Origin of the sequence: Sphingobacterium lactis, assembly GCF_011046555.1 — a bacterium.
GTDB lineage: Bacteria > Bacteroidota > Bacteroidia > Sphingobacteriales > Sphingobacteriaceae > Sphingobacterium > Sphingobacterium lactis.
Genome location: NZ_CP049246.1, coordinates 973,883 through 991,252 on the forward strand (window position 1 = coordinate 973,883; position 17,370 = coordinate 991,252).

Genomic DNA, 17,370 nt, shown 5'->3' on the forward strand with positions numbered 1-17,370 from the left:
TTTCTTTATACATTCCTTACCCCCCGAATTCCATGAGGTAAGCTTTGAGGAACTCATCCAGGTCGCCATCCAAGACCGCTTGGGTATTGGAGGTTTCCACACTGGTCCGCAGGTCCTTGATCATTTTATAAGGATGCAGGACATAGTTTCGGATTTGGGATCCCCATTCTATTTTCTTTTTGGAACCTTCGATTGCTGCAGTGGCTTCCTGGCGCTTCCGCATTTCGATCTCATAGAGCTGGGATTTCAATAAACGAAGGGCATTCTCCTTGTTCTGGAGCTGCGAACGTGATTCCTGGTTTTTAATGATAATGCCGGTAGGCTTGTGGTGTAACCGAACAGCGGTTTCCACTTTATTGACGTTCTGTCCACCAGCACCCCCAGATCGGAAGGTATCCCATTCAATCTCGGAATCCTTAACCTCGATTTCTATATTATCATCCACTAAGGGATATACATAGACTGATGCAAAGGAGGTGTGGCGCTTGCCGTTGGAATCAAATGGCGAAATACGCACCAAGCGGTGCACGCCATTTTCACCTTTCAGGTAGCCGTAGGCAAAGTTTCCAGAAAACTGAAGGGTCACGGATTTTATTCCGGCCACATCGCCTTCTTGATAATCCTGCTCGGTAACCTTGCAGCCATGCTTCTCGCCCCACATGATGTACATACGCATCAACATGGCAGCCCAATCACAGGATTCCGTACCACCGGCGCCTGCGGTAATCTGCAGGATGGCATCCAGCTGGTCCTCCTCGGCACTCAGCATGTTCTGGAATTCCAGTCCTTCGATATTCGTTAATGCGATGGCATACTGCTCGTCCAGCTCTTGCTCGGTTGCATCACCGCTCTGAAAGAACTCGTAAAGAACAACGACATCCTCCACCGAAGAGTTCACCTCGTCGTACTGATCTGTCCATACTTTGTTGTTCTTGATGCTGTGCAAGACCTTTTCGGCATCTTTTGGGGAATCCCAAAAGTCGGGTTGCAGGGTTATTTCCGTGTCTTTGGCAATCTCCTCTTTCTTGACATCAATGTCAAAGGTGCCTCCTCAGGGATACCATTCTATCCCTCAAGTCTTGGATTTGTTCTTTGGTCATAATTACAAAGATAATAGAAATCAAATATTCATTCGCCTGTAATTCCTTATCTTTGACTAAAACACACGATTTTATGTTACCAAAAATTGATTTTACAACAACCCAAGCCTACCAATACCTAGCAGATCATTTTATCAGTATAAACGAACACAGCATCAAGGATCTCTTTGCGAACGATCCGGAGCGGTTCCAAAAATTCCACCTATTCTTGGGAGATATCCTTTTTGATTATTCCAAGAACCGTATTGACGAACAGACCATGGCCTTATTGTTCCAATTGGCGCGTGAGTGCAAATTGAACGATGCCATCGAAGCGATGTTCTCCGGGGAGAAGATCAATGAGACGGAAAACCGGGCCGTATTGCATACCGCGTTGCGCAATCGTTCGGACAAACCGGTGATCACCGATGGCGCAGATGTAATGCCGGATATCCGTGCTGTCCTGGACAGGATGAAATCCTTTACGGAACGCATACTTTCTGGTGCATGGAAAGGATTTTCAGGAAAGGAAATTACGGATGTTGTTAACATCGGAATCGGCGGTTCCGATCTAGGACCAGTGATGGTTACCGAAGCCTTGAAAGCTTATAAAACCCGGTTGAACATGCATTTTGTTTCCAATGTAGATGGAACACATATCGTTGAAACCTTGCAGGGCTTAAATCCGGAGACTACTTTATTCCTGATTGCTTCCAAGACCTTTACAACACAGGAAACCATGGCCAATGCCAACAGTGCGAAGGAATGGTTCTTGAAAAGTGGCGCGAAGGAAGCCGATGTGGCGAAGCACTTTGCGGCGTTGAGTACCAATGCGGATGGCGTATCGGCGTTCGGTATTGATACCCAAAACATGTTTGAGTTCTGGGATTGGGTAGGTGGTCGTTATTCGTTGTGGTCCGCTATCGGATTATCCATCAGCTTAGCGATTGGGTTCGATAAATTTGAAGAACTCCTTACCGGCGCATTTGAAGCCGATGAACATTTCCGTAATACCGAATTGGAGCAGAATATCCCTGTCGTGATGGCCTTATTGGGCGTCTGGTACAACAATTTCTTCGATGCAGAGAGTCAGGCGATCTTGCCATATGATCAGTATCTGCACCGTTTTGCCGCCTATTTCCAACAGGGTGATATGGAGTCAAACGGGAAATATATCGACCGGAACGGCAAACGTGTAGATTACGAAACAGGGCCGATTATCTGGGGTGAACCTGGAACCAATGGTCAACATGCGTTCTATCAATTGATTCACCAAGGGACGAAGTTAATCCCATGTGATTTCATCGCACCGGCAGTTTCCTTGAACCAGGTGGGTAACCACCATGAATTGTTGCTGTCCAACTTCTTTGCTCAGACCGAAGCCCTCATGAACGGGAAAACGGAAGCGGAAGTCATTGCTGAATTGCAGAAAGCAGGGAAATCGCAGGAAGAAATTAATAGATTGACACCTTTCAAGATTTTTGAGGGCAATAGACCGACCAACTCCATCCTGATCAAAAAGATTACACCACGCACATTAGGTGCATTGGTTGCCCTTTATGAACATAAGATCTTTGTACAGGGTGTTATTTGGAATATCTTCAGTTTCGATCAATGGGGTGTCGAGCTTGGTAAGCAATTGGCCAATAAAATCTTACCTGAATTAAAAGGGGAAGCAGAAGTGGAAAGCCACGATTCGTCTACCAATGCCTTGATCAATCAATACAAGGCCTGGAGAGGATAAATAAAACGTGGGCCGTAGGCCAAAAAATATAATTGCTGAGGGGGAAGAATTTCGTGTCGCGGGGCGGCTCGAAAGTCTTCCCCCTCGTTCTTTCTGACTGCCGTGGTCGCTTATGTCCTTAAAATGTTAAGCCCATTTTGCCCGGAATTATGAAAGGTCTTAACCTAACATTTGGGTTACATTCCATCGATTTTGCCCTTTCCTTAGTTTTAATCGATATATTTTTTCGAACTTAGGGAAACCCTAACATCAACAATTGAGCTAAATATGAAACATCTAATTTCAACCAGTATGAAAGCAGGGGCGTTCGGCCTGCTGTTTATTTTTTCAAGTATACATGATAATCCTGTGCATGCCCAGCGGATGCAGCAACAGGCACCCAAGCCGGTTGACCCCGTTGTGGAGCGCATCGTGAAGGAAGCCAAGGAAAATTCCGAATTGGAATTGCTGGCCTTTGAGCTGTTGGATGTCGTTGGCCCACGTTTGGTCGGCACACCGGGCATGACCAAAGCCAATGAATGGGCAGTCAAAACTTTTGAACGCTGGGGTATTCCTGCAAAGAACCAACAATTTGGGGAATGGCACGGCTGGGAGCGGGGCATTTCACATATCGATATGACCCACCCACGGACGAAGTCCATTTCAGGAACGCAATTGGCCTGGAGTCCAACCACCAAGGGGAAGGCAATTGAAGGGGAAGTGATCGCTTTGCCGGAATTCCAGGACTCCTTGGCGTTTCGGAAATGGTTGCCACAGGTCAAAGGCAAGTATGTGATGGTGTCGATGCCGCAGCCAACGGGACGTCCCGATTGGAACTGGAAGGAATATGCAACACCTGAATCCTATGCGCGTATGCAAAAAGTGAAGGATTCCATTAATGTGGCCTGGGGTCGCCGCATTCGTGCAACAGGACTGGCGCCCAACTCCATCCCTTCCGTTCTGGAAGATGCCGGAGCCGTTGGTATTTTGAGCAGTTATTGGTCCGGAGAGTTCGGGGCGAACAAGATTTTTGGTGCTAGAAGCCATAAGGCGCCGTCCTTGGATATTTCCCTGGAGGATTATGGTATATTGTACCGCCTAGCTGAAAAGGGATACGCACCGCGCATCAAAGTGGAAACTTCATCCAAACATGTGGGCAACGTCCCATCATTCAATACGATTGCAGAAATCAAGGGATCGGAATTTCCGAATGAATACGTCATCCTATCTGCGCACTTGGACTCCTGGGAAGGTGGATCCGGCGCTACGGACAACGGAACCGGTACGATTGCCATGATGGAGGTTGCCCGCGTATTGAAGCAAGTATTGCCGAATCCAAAAAGAACGATCCTGATCGGCCTGTGGGGCAGTGAAGAGCAGGGTTTGAACGGTTCAAGAGCCTTTGTTTTGGATAACCCAGAAGTTATCGAAAAAACCCAGGCGGTTTTCAACTTGGACAATGGAACGGGACGCGTGGCCAATATCAATGGATCTGGATTTGTCCATGCCTACGATTTCATGGGCCGTTGGCTGGAGGCCGTACCTCGTGAGATTACCAAGGATATCCAGACGCAATTTCCAGGTTCCCCTGGTGGCGGCGGGTCGGATCATGCCTCTTTTGTGGCTGCCGGCGTACCGGGTTTTATGCTGAGCTCCCTTTCTTGGGGGTACTTCAACAACACGTGGCACACGAATCTCGATACCTACGACAAATTGGTGTTTGACGATTTGCTCTCCAACGTGATTTTAACGGCTGTGTTGACCTATAAGGCTTCAGAAGAACCAACCCTCGTGAATCGCGAGAAACGTGTCCTACCGGCAGGCAGAGACGGCAGGGGATCCGATTGGCCAGCGATACGCCAGCCTAGAAGATCAGGGGTAGGGTATTAAGCAGAAAACAATACAATTACAGATATATGCAAAAAGGCGGCGCTCCATATAAGGAGTGCCGCCTTTTTTTATGCCTAACATCCTGCATGGTAATATGGATGTGCTATTTTCCGTGGGAGCCCGTGGTAGAAGGAAAGAATTTAACGGTATCAACTATGCTTTATAGTCCCGATGATTTCCAGAAGCGCTATGGCGCAGTGTGGCTGTTGTTCCCCTAAATGCAAACGAGCTGACCATTGGCCAGCTCGTTTGCTATGTTTATTTATTCTTTAGTCGGATAAAGTCTGTCAGGACATTTGCGCTTTCCTCGAGCACGAAGTCGTATTCGAGTTTAGGCTGAGGTTGTCCTTCTTTCCAAAGTGGTTTGCCCATAAAGGAAAGCTGTTTGTTAATGCGTTCACGATTTTTGATTCTATTCTTTTCGCGCTCCGCTTTTAATGTTGCTTCATTCAAGCTTACGGCAGGGATCGTTTCATTCTTATTGAATTCAGCGATATCCTCCAACAGGAATTCATACGCCGGTGATTTTGCCATGCGTGCTTTATGGATTTCCTCCAATTGGCTGTTGATGGTTTTCAAGTTACCGACCTGTGTGAAGTTGGATGGTTTGATCTGATCCCAAGGTAGGGCCGAAGGTTCAGAGCTTTCACCAAATTTCTCCGCAGAATATTGGGTTGGGAAAACCACATCTGGTGTTACACCTTTATGTTGGGTACTGCTTCCGTTGATGCGGTAGAATTTACCCATGGTAATGTTGATCTGGCCAAACTGCGGTGCACCGGTCGGTGTATCCGCGTCGGATTCGCCTGCGGCTTTGATCAGAAGTTTGTTCGTTGCCGAAATAAAACGGGACATATCCACGGCATTCTGCACCGTACCTTTACCATAACTGGTGGAACCCAATACGACACCACGGCCATAATCCTGGATCGCGCCAGCGAAAATCTCCGATGCGGAAGCTGAAAAACGGTTGATGATTACACCGAATGGACCATCCCACGATACGCCATTTTCCTCATCACTGTCCACTTGAACACGGTTTCTCGTGTCGCGAACCTGAACAACAGGACCACGATCGATGAATAGACCTGTCAATTCGATGGCCTCCTGTAGGGAACCGCCACCATTGTTTCGCAAATCCATCAATACAGCATCTACACCGTCTTGCTTCAAGCTATCCAATAATAAACGCACATCGCGTGTGGTACTCTTATAATCTTTGTCGCCACGACGTACGGCATCAAAGTCGATATAGAATTTCGGTAAGTTGATCACACCGATTCTGTATTCTTTGCCATCTTCACCTTTAACGGTTTTGATCTCGCGTTTTGCGGATTCCTCGGCAAGGACAATCTTCTCTCGTGTTAACTTTACGATGCGTGGTGTAGACGAAAGTTCTGCACCTGCTGGTAAAATCTTCAAGCGAACGGTCGTACCTTTCTTTCCTTTGATCTTGGCTACGGCTGCATCGATTCGCCAACCGATGATATCTTCAAACTCACCCGACTCCCCTTGGCCAACGGCAATAATCCGGTCGTTGATGTGTAATGTCTTGTCCTTAAATGCTGGACCGCCGGCAATGATCTGTTTGATCGTTACCATCTCGTTTTCCATCTGCAGGGAAGCACCGATACCTTCAAGGGTATTGGACATGTTCTCATTGAAAGCCTGTGCAAATGCAGGGTTGTAATACGTTGTATGTGGATCTACGGCATCCGTAAGGGAGGTCATGATCAATTGGAACGCATCGTTCGCATTTGTTTTCTTGATCTGTGAAATCAAGTTGTTGTAACGGCTGCGCAATGTTTCCTTGTTCTTGGCATCATCGGATTTCGCCGAATCTGCTGCGGTCAGGCGCAGGTTCAATAGATCGTACTTGGCACGCTTTCTCCATTGATCCTTCAATTCTGCTTCTGTTTTGAAATAAGGTAGTTTCTCACGGAAGCTGTTGTACGACTCGTCTTTGGTGAAATCGTGGTTCGCATCGATCGCCTCCAAGGCATAGTTCAGTGATTGGATATATCTTTCGATGTACCTATTGAACATAAAGAAGGAGCTGGAAAGGTCTCCAGCCTTGAAATCCTGGCTGATGGAAGTTTTATATTTCTGGAACTCATCAATATCGGACTGCAGGAGATAGTTCCTGCCCTGGTCCATTCCTTTAACTAGATTATCAAATACAATATTGGATAGTGAGTCCCCCATTGGAACCCGCTTATAGCTGAAGTTCTCCAATAGATTGGAAACTTCCTTAGCGATCACCTCATGTTGTGTGGTAGGTTTTAGACCTAAACCTGTCTGCTCTTCCAGGTTAACGCGTGGTTTCGAACCACAGGCGACCACAGAGATTAATGCAAGAGCAATTAAGAGATTTTTAAACATATAGATTGTTTTCTTGAATTTATTCATTAGCTAGCGTCTTCCACTTCTTTTCTCGTAAAGACCCGCTAAATTTAATTATTTTTTAAAATCAATGTATGATTGTCAACGTAAAATATTCATTTCAATTGCCAAATACACACTTTTTGACATTAATTAACTTTTTAGTGGTGGAAATCTAGCCCTCGGAGGACTGAAACAGTTCTCTGCGCAGTTGCCAATAACTTGCCAGTTCTTTTTCGGCTTCCTTGAAATTGCCCAGTCTCAAGTAAATATCGCCAAGTTTATCGTGGATGGCGAGCTTAAGGACTTTGTTATTTTCGTTCTCTGCCAATGTTCTCGCCTTTTCGAATTCCGCAACGGCAACCTTGTAATTCTCCTGTACATATTTGGAATAGGCCAGCATAAATTCAATTTCGGGAAGGTCCTTTTCCAAATTCCTGCTATTGGCCAGGTCACGTGCCTGAATCAGGAACCATTGCGCTTCAGTATGTTTGTTCTGCAACTGGTAAATGCGGGAAAGGCTCAGCAGGGCGAACACCTTACCGGCGTGGTTCTTGGTCTTGTTGTAGATCGGAATGGCTTTTCGGATAATGGTATTTTCAGCTGCCTTGTAGCTCTTCGTATAAGCCTGCACCAAGGCGATGCGCACCAATGTGTTCGCCTGGTCGATGGATTCGCGGTTATCAACGGCTTTCTTCAGGAAAGATTCCTGCATGCGGGAGGCTTCATTCAGATTTCCGCTTAGCAGGTAAGCATTCGCCAAGTTGTGCTCCAGGGCCATTTTTTCTCCAGAACCGCTCGCTTGTGCAGCATTCAGCCCTCTTGTCAAAACAGCTAGCGTTTTGTTGATGTCCCCTTTTTGAAGCAGACTGTATGCGTACTCATTCGCCAAGCCAGCAACCAGCGCATTGTTGTTGCTTTGCTCCGTCTTGGTCATGAGCGCATTCCAATCCTGATCGGAGGTTGGAAATGGGTTGTAGTTCTTCCGAAGGAACGAAGCGTTTGTCGTAAATTTATAATCATCCACCGCACTCTGGAAATCCAGTTGTCGGGCAATGGAGTCGTAAAATCCCTTTTTTTCCTTGTAAAAGTCGACCAATTCTTCTTCTTTGGTTCGCGGAGGAGGCAGTACATAGACTTTCGGGCCTATCCCTGCAAAAGCAGGATTGTATTTTGTAACATACCCCGCAGGGTCTAATGGTTTATCCTGGTTCTGAGCCATCAGGCCAAAGCTTGAAAAAACAAAGCTCAAAGCCACTATAGCGCGCACTTTATCAATCATTCGCAGTTCATTTTTTTCAAAAGTATCAATTTATTTAATTAAATAATCATTCCAAGAATTATATGCCATTTAAATTATAAAGTGATGACCGTTAGTAAAATGGCAAATTATATGCCATTAGCTAAATTGCCACAATTGTATGACGAATTCCCGAATGGGATTGGGGATGCAGGCAAAATTCGATAGCTTTGTGAATTATGGCTACTCGAATACCCTTAGCGGAACGCATGCGACCCCAATCGTTGGCTGATTATGTTGGACAACAACATATCATCGGTGCGGGAGCGGTATTACAGAATGCCATTGAGCAGAAGGCCATCCCTTCCATGATCTTTTGGGGGCCGCCCGGTGTGGGCAAGACCACCCTGGCCTTGCTGATTGCCAAATCCCTTGACCGGCCTTTCTACAGCTTAAGTGCCATTCAATCGGGGGTAAAGGATGTCCGTGAGGTCATCGATAAGGCGGAGCAGATGCGCCAGTTCAATCAGGAACAGCCGATTCTGTTCATCGATGAGATCCACCGTTTCTCCAAATCCCAACAGGATTCGCTCTTGGGTGCCGTGGAGCGGGGAACCGTCACCCTGATTGGTGCTACAACAGAGAATCCTTCATTTGAGGTGATCTCTGCCCTGTTATCGCGTTGCCAAGTGTACGTGTTGAATGAACTTTCTAAGGACGAGCTGATTCAAATTGTGGATCAGGCTGTAGAGACGGATGAGTACCTCAAAGCGGATAAGATCCACATCAAAGAATATGAGGCTTTATTGCAGCTTTCCGGTGGAGATGCGCGCAAGCTCTTGAATATTTTGGAGTTGGTGAGCCAGGCTTCAGTCCATAGCCAACAGGAAATTACAAATGATTTTGTTGCTAAGCATGTGCAGCAAAATCGGGTCCGTTACGATAAGTCCGGCGACCAGCATTACGATATCATTTCGGCTTTCATCAAATCCATCCGGGGCAGCGATCCCAATGCAGCAGTCTATTGGTTGGCCCGGATGATCGAGGGTGGAGAAGATCCGAAGTTTATTGCGCGCCGGTTGCTGATTCTCGCATCTGAGGATATCGGCAATGCCAATCCGAATGCACTGCTGTTGGCGAACAATTGCTTTCAGGCGGTGAATGTCATTGGCTGGCCCGAATCCCGGATCATCCTCTCACAGGCCGTGATCTACCTGGCGAGTTCGGCCAAGAGCAACGCCTCCTATGAAGCCATCAACAAGGCGCAGGCCTTGGTTCGGAAGACGGGGAGCCTATCCGTTCCCATCCATCTGCGAAACGCACCGACCAAACTCATGAAGGAGCTGGACTACGGTACCGAATATATGTATGCGCATGCGTATGCAGGTAATTTCGTCGAACAGGAATACCTGCCGGATGAGTTAAAGGGCACTAAACTGTATGACCCCGGCAAGAATGCCGCGGAGGACAAGCTCCGACAATCCCTTCACGATAAGTGGAAAGGGAAATACGGTTATTAGAATTTTATAAGTAGATTTATATAAAGAACATGATAAAGACCTTTACAGCAATAGATTTTGAGTTGGCTACTGCAAAGTACAGTAGTGTTTGTGCTGTTGGCATTGTGGATGTGGTGGATGGTGAGATTGTGAAGGAATTTTATAGCTTGGTACAACCACCGCAGAACAAGTATATGTGGCAAACCTCCCGGGTACACGGTATCAAGCCTAAACATACCGCTGCGGCGCCGACATTTCTGGAACTCTTCCCGACGATTCAGCCGCTGATACAAGGGAAACATATGGTTGCCCACGACGAATTGTTAGATCGCAGTGTTTTACGTGAAACAATGCAGTACTATCGATTGTCTTATACAGAGCTGGGCTTAGCGCCGGTTTGGGACTGCACCAGTAAAATTTACAGATCCTTGGGATTTGAAAGGACAAAATTAAGTATATGCTGCGAACTGATGGGAGTGGAGCTCAATCACCACGACGCCCTCTCGGATGCGCGCGCAACGGCAGAACTCTATCTGAAGATCGAGGATGCCATTCAATTAAAGAAATTAGGTTAACATGGGGAAAATCATCAATGTCGTTTTATCCGGAGGTGTTGGGTCACGCCTTTGGCCACTTTCACGCAAAGCAAAACCAAAGCAATATCTACCGATTTTCAACGGTAAAACGTTGTTTGAGTTAACAGTGGATCGGAATCAGGGCATATCCTCTAAGGTTATCCTGGTGGGTTCCGAACAGAACAAGACCCTGGCGGCACCATTTCTCGATGGAAAAGAGAATGACGTGATCGCAGAAACCGTTCCCCGCAATACGGCGGCAGCCATAGCCTTCGCGGCATTCCATTGCGAACCCGATGATATCCTTATCGTTACGCCATCGGATCACCTGATCGAAGGGATGGACCATTATGAGGAAGCCATCAACCAAGGGATCATGTTTGCCCAGGAAGGGTACATTGCTACCTTCGGCATTGTTCCGAACCGCCCGGAAACGGGATACGGTTATATCGAACATGAAGGCAATTCCGTATTGTCCTTCCGCGAGAAACCAAATGAGGATACCGCACGGGATTTTTTGAAAAAAGGTAACTTTTTATGGAATTCCGGAATTTTCTGTTTTAAAGCTGGTGTATATTTGGAGGAGTTGATGCGCTTTGAGCCAAAGCTGTACTCTGCAGCCGAAGTAGCCTTTGAATACGCTACTGGATTGGTGATGGATGAGGAACACTCCAAGTTAATTCCTTCCAAGAGCATTGACTACGCTGTACTGGAGCGCTCTGACTTGATTAAGGTGGTTCCAGCACGTTTTAAATGGTCCGATATGGGGGCGTTCGATTCTTTATATATTTATTTTAAGGAAAATGGACACCCTGTTGACGAAAGTGGCAATATTGTTGTAGGTACAAACAAGCATACTGTTTTTGTTGGGTTACAGAACTGCATGCTAATCAATACGGAAGATGCTGTATTGGTGCTTGATAGAGCATATGCCCAAGACGTAAAGCGGGTTTATGAACAATTGGAGAAAGAGAGCTCTCCTTTAATTTAAGGTAACGTGTAGCAAATACTGGATTAACACCGTATTAATAACACATCAATAAATGATTAATGACCGATTACAAGTTGGCTACATGTACCGAACAACTTTACTTTAAAAAACTATGGGATTTTGGAGCAATTTATTTGGAGGAACTAAGAAAGAAACCAAAACATATCACAACCGATTAAGTTGGGTTGGTTGGGATATGCACAACCACTTGTTGCCGGGGATCGATGATGGAAGTCCGAACGTAGAGGAATCAATGATTTTAATTCAAGGGTTAAAGGACCTCGGGATTCATTCCTGTGTTTCTACCCCGCACGTGATGGCAGGCGTACATAACAATACCCCGCAGACCATTAAGGAAGCACATGGGAAATTAAGCAATGCCATCCAATCCGCCAATGTTGATTTCAAAATTCACTTCAGTGCCGAATACATGATCGATGATCAAATCGACCAATGGGTGCAATCCAACAACCTATGCTTGATCAATGATAAGTATATGTTGATCGAGATGTCCTATCTTTCGGAATCCAAATCACTGTTTACCATAATCAAAGCCATTCAGGACTTAGGGTACCAGCCAATCTTGGCGCATCCCGAACGCTACAATTACTACCACAATAACTTTAAGATCTTCGAAGATATCAAAAATGCGGGCTGTATGTTGCAGTTGAATCTACTTTCGATCAGTAAATATTACGGAGAGAATGTGAAAACGGCGGCATTGACTCTTATCCGTGCAGGGATGTATGATTTTGTGGGTACTGATATGCACCACAGAAAACACTTGGATGCGCTGAAAGCCGTTGTTAGCAAGTACGATACCAAGGAATTGTTAAAGGACAACCCGATCAAAAATGCCAAGCTTTTCGAAGCGAAGAGCGAAAAGCGGACAGCTTAGTTTTTTGCCTCTAAAATACGGCAACCCCCAAAAGCGTTACCGAACAGGTAACTGTCCATAAAATATTCGATTGCAGCCCATAGGGCTGCTTTTTTTATGCCCAATTTGATCCGGATACCCAAAAAAAACCTCATGGGTGTTAAAAATCGCTATTTTTCATGGTAAAATGCTTAAACAGAGTGTGTTGTGAGGTACGGAAAGAGTTTTTATCCTAAATTCTGAAAAAAATTAAGCTGGACCTTGTCTGAGGTGAGTCCGAGGTGAGAGCGTGTTGAGAGCGTGTTGAGAGCGTGTCTATGGCACGTCTACACCTCGGTTAAAATACGGTCGCACCACGCTTTCACCTCGAACAAGGTCGGGGGGTGAGGAATCAAAATTTAGACCCGCAATCTGATCGTTCAACTCTTGGGTAACCAGGTTTTTTTTGGAATGGTTACAGACCTGACACATCCATTGTGAACACTTTTGGTCCTAGGGTGGCGGAGTAGGTAGATGTATCGATATTAGAAATAATGCTACAATTAATTTCAAACTAATCTGGGCTTGAATCGTTAATAGATTTAATTTCTTTATTTTGTAGCATGAACAAGACTATTCTTATTACTGGAGGTGCGGGCTTCATTGGTTCTCACGTGGTTAGGACTTTTGTCAACAAATATCCAGACTATCATATCGTTAATTTGGATGCATTGACCTATGCCGGAAACCTGGAAAACCTAAGGGATGTGGAAAATGCCGCAAATTATACATTTTGCAAGGCTGATATCCGCGATATGGACAGTATGCAGCAGGTCTTTTCAGAATTTAAGCCCGATGCGGTAATCCACCTGGCAGCAGAGTCCCACGTGGACCGCTCCATTACGGATCCCATGGCTTTCGTCAATACCAACGTTATCGGTACGGTGAATCTATTGAACGCCGCCAAGGAACTGTGGGGCGCGGACTTTGCCGGTAAGCGCTTTCATCATGTATCCACGGATGAGGTGTTCGGTGCGTTAGGGGATACAGGATTCTTTACGGAAGAAACCAAATACGACCCACATTCACCCTATTCTGCTTCAAAAGCAGCTTCCGATCATTTCGTACGTGCGTATCACGATACCTATGGTCTTCCCATTGTTTTGACGAATTGTTCCAACAATTACGGCCCGAATCATTTTCCGGAGAAGTTGATTCCACTCTGTATCCTGAATATTTTGAACAATAAACCATTGCCGATCTATGGCGATGGAAAATATACACGCGACTGGTTGTTCGTCATCGATCACGCCCGTGCGATCGATACAGTCTTTCATGAAGGTGTAAATGGACAATCCTATAATGTTGGCGGCTTTAACGAATGGAAGAATATCGACCTGGTTCGGGAGCTTTGCAAGCAAATGGACGAGAAATTGGGCCGTGAGGCAGGAACTTCTGAACAACTGATCCAGTTTGTGAAAGATAGACCTGGTCATGATTTGCGCTACGCCATCGATGCGAGCAAGATCAAAGCGGAGTTGGGATGGGAGCCTAGCGTAACATTTGAGCAGGGGCTTTCCAAAACGATCGACTGGTTCCTGAACAATCAGGAATGGCTGGAGCAGGTTTCTTCCGGCGACTATAGAAAATACTACGCGAATCATTACGGTGCGGTTTAATATTTTGTTACTTTTAGGGGTATTAGCGCAAGAGATCGTATGAATGTTATAGAGACGAAGCTGAAAGGCTGTTTTATTTTGGAACCCCGTATCATTGGCGATAGCAGAGGTTATTTTTTTGAGAGTTACAATCAGGCATCCTTCGCGGAGCTGACCGGGCATCAGGTGAATTTTGTCCAGGACAACCAATCCTTTTCCAGCCGTGGTGTCATCCGTGGCCTGCATGCGCAGGCAGGCGAGTTTGCGCAGGCGAAGCTGGTTCGGGTACTGCAGGGTGAAGTGGTTGATGTTGCCGTTGATGCACGTCCGGATTCGCCGACCTTTGGTCAGCATGTGGCCGTCCACCTATCTGCAGAGAACAAGAAACAACTTTTCGTTCCACGTGGATTCCTGCATGGATTTGTGGTCCTGTCGGAGGTGGCTGAGTTTTTCTATAAATGCGACAATTTCTATAAAAAAGATGCCGAATGGGGTGTAATCTTTAATGATGAGACCCTCGGAATAGACTGGGGAATCGATGCTGAGGAACTGATCATATCTGAAAAGGACCAAATACTGCCTACATTTAACAAGGCAATAGCTGCCCTGAAAACAACGTAATACAGGATGGCAAAGAAAAGAATAGTGGTGACAGGGGTATCGGGACAATTGGGTTCAGAGTTGGAATCCTTATGGCGTGATGCCGGACATTTCGATGTCGTTTACCTCCGTCGAGAGGATCTTGACCTCGCCAATCCGGAGAGTATTTCCTCCCGTTTGGCCAACTATGCACCAGACTATATCGTACATGCCGCTGCCTATACCGCAGTGGACAAGGCCGAATCCGAGCCGGAGCTCGCCGATGCCGTAAATCACCTGTCGGCAGTTGAAATCGCCAAGTATGCGGCTCAGCATGGCGCTAAGTTGGTGTCTATCTCTACGGACTACGTATTTGCCGGTGACCAGGATTTTCCGTTGGATGAACAGCAGGATACGGCACCCATCAATGTATATGGCGAGACCAAACGTCAGGGCGAACTCGGTATACTGAATGTCTGCCCGGAGGCGATAATCATCCGAACTTCCTGGGTGTACTCCACCTTTGGGAAGAATTTTGTCAAGACCATGCTGCATCTGATGACGACTCGGGACGAGATTTCTGTGGTGAGCGACCAGATCGGTTCGCCAACCTATGCGCGGGATCTTGCCGTTCTGATCGACCATATCATCGATAAGGGCCCTTGGATCGGCGGAATTTATCACTACTCCAACGAAGGACAGTGCAGCTGGCACGAATTTGCCATCGCTATCCGGGATTTATCTGGATTGACTTGCCAGGTACATGCTATCCCAACGAGTGCATTTCCTACGGCAGCCAAAAGACCGCATTACTCCCTGCTGAGCAAGGAAAAAATTAAGGAAACCTTTCATGTTGCCGTTCCGCAATGGAAGGACAGCCTGAAAGAGATGCTTTTGAAATTAGAAAAGAACATATAAAACTACACCTATGAAAGGAATCATTTTAGCTGGCGGATCCGGTACGCGTTTACATCCCTTGACCCAAGTGGTGTCAAAGCAATTGTTACCGGTGTATGATAAGCCGATGATCTATTATCCGCTGTCCGTATTGCTTTTAGCGGGCATAAAAGAGGTACTCATCATTTCTACACCGCAGGATCTTCCGAATTTTCAACGACTGTTCGGTGATGGCAGCCAGCTGGGGATATCCATTCAATATGCCGAACAGCCTTCTCCAGATGGCTTGGCTCAGGCGTTTATTATTGGTGCCGATTTTATCGGTGATGACGATGTATGCCTGATCCTAGGGGATAACATCTTCTATGGTGCCGGGCTGCAGCAACAATTGCTGGAAGCTAAGGCTAAAGTAGAAAACAATGAACAGGCTGTGGTATTTGGCTATTATGTCGATGATCCGGAACGCTACGGTGTAGCTGCGTTCGATAGCAACGGCAAAGTATTGGATATCGAGGAGAAACCGAAATCGCCGAAGTCAAACTATGCCATCGTCGGTTTGTATTTCTATCCCAATTCAGTGGTTGAAGTGGCTAAAGGCGTAAAGCCATCCGACCGCGGGGAGCTAGAAATCACCACCGTAAACCAGGAATACCTGAAACAGGATGTCCTCCAATTGCAATTGCTCGGAAGAGGATTTGCATGGCTGGATACCGGGACCCATGAATCCCTGTCCGAAGCAACAGAGTTCATCAAAACCATCGAAAAGCGAACATCCCTGAAAGTGGCTTGTCTGGAGGAAATAGCCCTCTCCAAAGGCTATATCCAGAAAGATGAACTCTATAACCGTGTAAAGGACCTGAAGGGCGTGTACTTTGACTACCTTAAAAAGATTTCAGGGTAAAATGGAATTTTACCCTGAAATCTTTTAGTAGTGAGATGTGAGTATTGAGATTTGAGACCTATGGCGGATAAGCTTAAACGTTGGTGGGGGGATAAATAGGCGCTATTATATTATGCCTTTGGCTCAAGAGACCCATCACACAGTCCTGCCGCACAACTCTTGCGCCAGCGTTATTTACGGCTTTAAAAGGGGCGTTTTTTTGGGAGAGTAAGGGCGCGCTCTGCGCGCCCTTACTCTCCCAAAAAAAACGCCCTAACCGCGTCCATTCGCACGCTGGCGCAAGTCTTTTGATGTGGGCCGAGCGGTGGCGGACTTGTGCCTAAAACATGCCATAGGCACAATAAATTTACATATGCCCTTACCCAGGCGCCAGCGGCATCGCGGTTCCATCAAAGGCACAAGAGACCCACCACACAGTCCAGCCGCACATCTCTTGCGCCAGCATGATGGATCCCTTCCCCCATACCCGCTACATTTTCCTGTAAGGTTATGAAATTGTTAATTTTTTTATAAAATCAGTATAAACTTGATAATGCAAAAAGCAATGAGTACTTTTGTTGCTCACTTTCAATGTGTATGCTGGATTCGATCATTACATCCAAAACTCGTTTAAAGCTGCTGATTAAGTTCTTTGTAACTTCTTCAAACAAAGGCTATTTGCGGGGTATTGCCGAGGAATTTAATGAGTCAACGAATTCAATTCGTAAAGAATTGAATCAGCTGTCCGATGCCGGGTATTTAATCAAATCCCAAGAAAACAATAAGATTTATTATCGCGCGAATATAGAGCATCCCCTGTTTGGGTCGCTGCAGAAGTTGGTGCGGACCTATCTGGGATTGGATGAGACCATTGATCAGGTCTTGGAGCGGACCGGTAACGTGAAATTAGTGGCCCTGTTGGGGGATTATGCCCGGGGAGTAGATTCTGGAACCATTGAGGTCCTGATCTGTGGAGATGGATTGGATGCTGATTACCTGACCCGTCTGACCGAGAAAACCGAGCAGTTTCTTGGTAAGAAGATCGTAATCTATCCGCAGATGCCCGAAGGTGTGCTTCAACAAATTATTTTATATCAAAAAGAAGATTAAAATCGTAAATT

At 46.2% G+C, this 17,370-nt stretch carries 14 protein-coding genes; 11 read left to right on the top strand and 3 right to left on the bottom strand.

Annotated features, from left to right (window positions below; translation table 11 throughout):
• Window positions 1-16: 16 nt before the first annotated feature.
• Window positions 17-1,100 (bottom strand): peptide chain release factor 2 gene (prfB, locus tag G6N79_RS04320; protein ID WP_146060586.1). Its coding sequence is split into 2 segments (ribosomal slippage): window positions 17-1,039 and window positions 1,041-1,100, totalling 1,083 coding nucleotides; the frame shifts between segments, so codons are not numbered across the junction.
• A 73-nt stretch (window positions 1,101-1,173) separates the two neighbouring features.
• Between prfB and pgi the strand changes: the two genes are divergently transcribed.
• Window positions 1,174-2,823 carry a glucose-6-phosphate isomerase gene (gene pgi / locus G6N79_RS04325; protein WP_103905583.1) on the top strand — a complete coding sequence of 550 codons (1,650 nt, stop codon included), beginning with the start codon at window positions 1,174-1,176 and terminating at the stop codon, window positions 2,821-2,823.
• 267 nt (window positions 2,824-3,090) lie between these two features.
• Complete coding sequence (locus G6N79_RS04330; RefSeq protein WP_200818763.1) at window positions 3,091-4,692, top strand: M20/M25/M40 family metallo-hydrolase; 1,602 nt, start codon at window positions 3,091-3,093, stop codon at window positions 4,690-4,692.
• A gap of 258 nt (window positions 4,693-4,950) precedes the next feature.
• Here the strand turns inward: G6N79_RS04330 and G6N79_RS04335 are convergent, their stop codons facing one another.
• On the bottom strand, window positions 4,951-7,074 hold the full coding sequence (locus G6N79_RS04335) for a carboxy terminal-processing peptidase (RefSeq protein ID WP_103905662.1): 2,124 nt from the start codon (window positions 7,072-7,074) through the stop codon (window positions 4,951-4,953).
• Between the two features lie 175 nt (window positions 7,075-7,249).
• Entirely contained in the window at window positions 7,250-8,356 is a 1,107-nt protein-coding gene (locus tag G6N79_RS04340; protein WP_103905582.1) for a tetratricopeptide repeat protein, read from the bottom strand.
• Window positions 8,357-8,553: 197 nt separating this feature from the next.
• Between G6N79_RS04340 and G6N79_RS04345 the strand changes: the two genes are divergently transcribed.
• The 9 genes from G6N79_RS04345 (at window position 8,554) to G6N79_RS04385 (ending at window position 17,359) form a co-directional block, all read left to right on the top strand.
• Complete coding sequence (locus tag G6N79_RS04345; RefSeq protein WP_103905581.1) at window positions 8,554-9,834, top strand: replication-associated recombination protein A; 1,281 nt, start codon at window positions 8,554-8,556, stop codon at window positions 9,832-9,834.
• A 29-nt stretch (window positions 9,835-9,863) separates the two neighbouring features.
• Complete coding sequence (locus G6N79_RS04350) at window positions 9,864-10,388, top strand: 3'-5' exonuclease (protein ID WP_103905580.1); 525 nt, start codon at window positions 9,864-9,866, stop codon at window positions 10,386-10,388.
• A 1-nt stretch (window position 10,389) separates the two neighbouring features.
• Window positions 10,390-11,379 carry a mannose-1-phosphate guanylyltransferase gene (locus tag G6N79_RS04355; RefSeq protein WP_103905579.1) on the top strand — a complete coding sequence of 330 codons (990 nt, stop codon included), beginning with the start codon at window positions 10,390-10,392 and terminating at the stop codon, window positions 11,377-11,379.
• A gap of 112 nt (window positions 11,380-11,491) precedes the next feature.
• Window positions 11,492-12,277 (top strand): tyrosine-protein phosphatase, encoded by a 786-nt coding sequence (locus G6N79_RS04360; protein WP_103905578.1) that lies wholly within the window; start codon window positions 11,492-11,494, stop codon window positions 12,275-12,277.
• 581 nt (window positions 12,278-12,858) lie between these two features.
• Window positions 12,859-13,914 (top strand): dTDP-glucose 4,6-dehydratase, encoded by a 1,056-nt coding sequence (gene rfbB / locus G6N79_RS04365; RefSeq protein WP_103905577.1) that lies wholly within the window; start codon window positions 12,859-12,861, stop codon window positions 13,912-13,914.
• 39 nt (window positions 13,915-13,953) lie between these two features.
• Complete coding sequence (gene rfbC / locus G6N79_RS04370; protein WP_103905576.1) at window positions 13,954-14,514, top strand: dTDP-4-dehydrorhamnose 3,5-epimerase; 561 nt, start codon at window positions 13,954-13,956, stop codon at window positions 14,512-14,514.
• A 6-nt stretch (window positions 14,515-14,520) separates the two neighbouring features.
• Window positions 14,521-15,390: a dTDP-4-dehydrorhamnose reductase gene (rfbD, locus tag G6N79_RS04375; RefSeq protein ID WP_103905575.1), complete on the top strand. Its 870-nt coding sequence runs from the start codon at window positions 14,521-14,523 to the stop codon at window positions 15,388-15,390.
• A 10-nt stretch (window positions 15,391-15,400) separates the two neighbouring features.
• Window positions 15,401-16,270 carry a glucose-1-phosphate thymidylyltransferase RfbA gene (gene rfbA / locus G6N79_RS04380; protein WP_103905574.1) on the top strand — a complete coding sequence of 290 codons (870 nt, stop codon included), beginning with the start codon at window positions 15,401-15,403 and terminating at the stop codon, window positions 16,268-16,270.
• 576 nt (window positions 16,271-16,846) lie between these two features.
• Window positions 16,847-17,359 (top strand): helix-turn-helix domain-containing protein, encoded by a 513-nt coding sequence (locus G6N79_RS04385; RefSeq protein WP_103905573.1) that lies wholly within the window; start codon window positions 16,847-16,849, stop codon window positions 17,357-17,359.
• Window positions 17,360-17,370 lie beyond the last annotated feature (11 nt).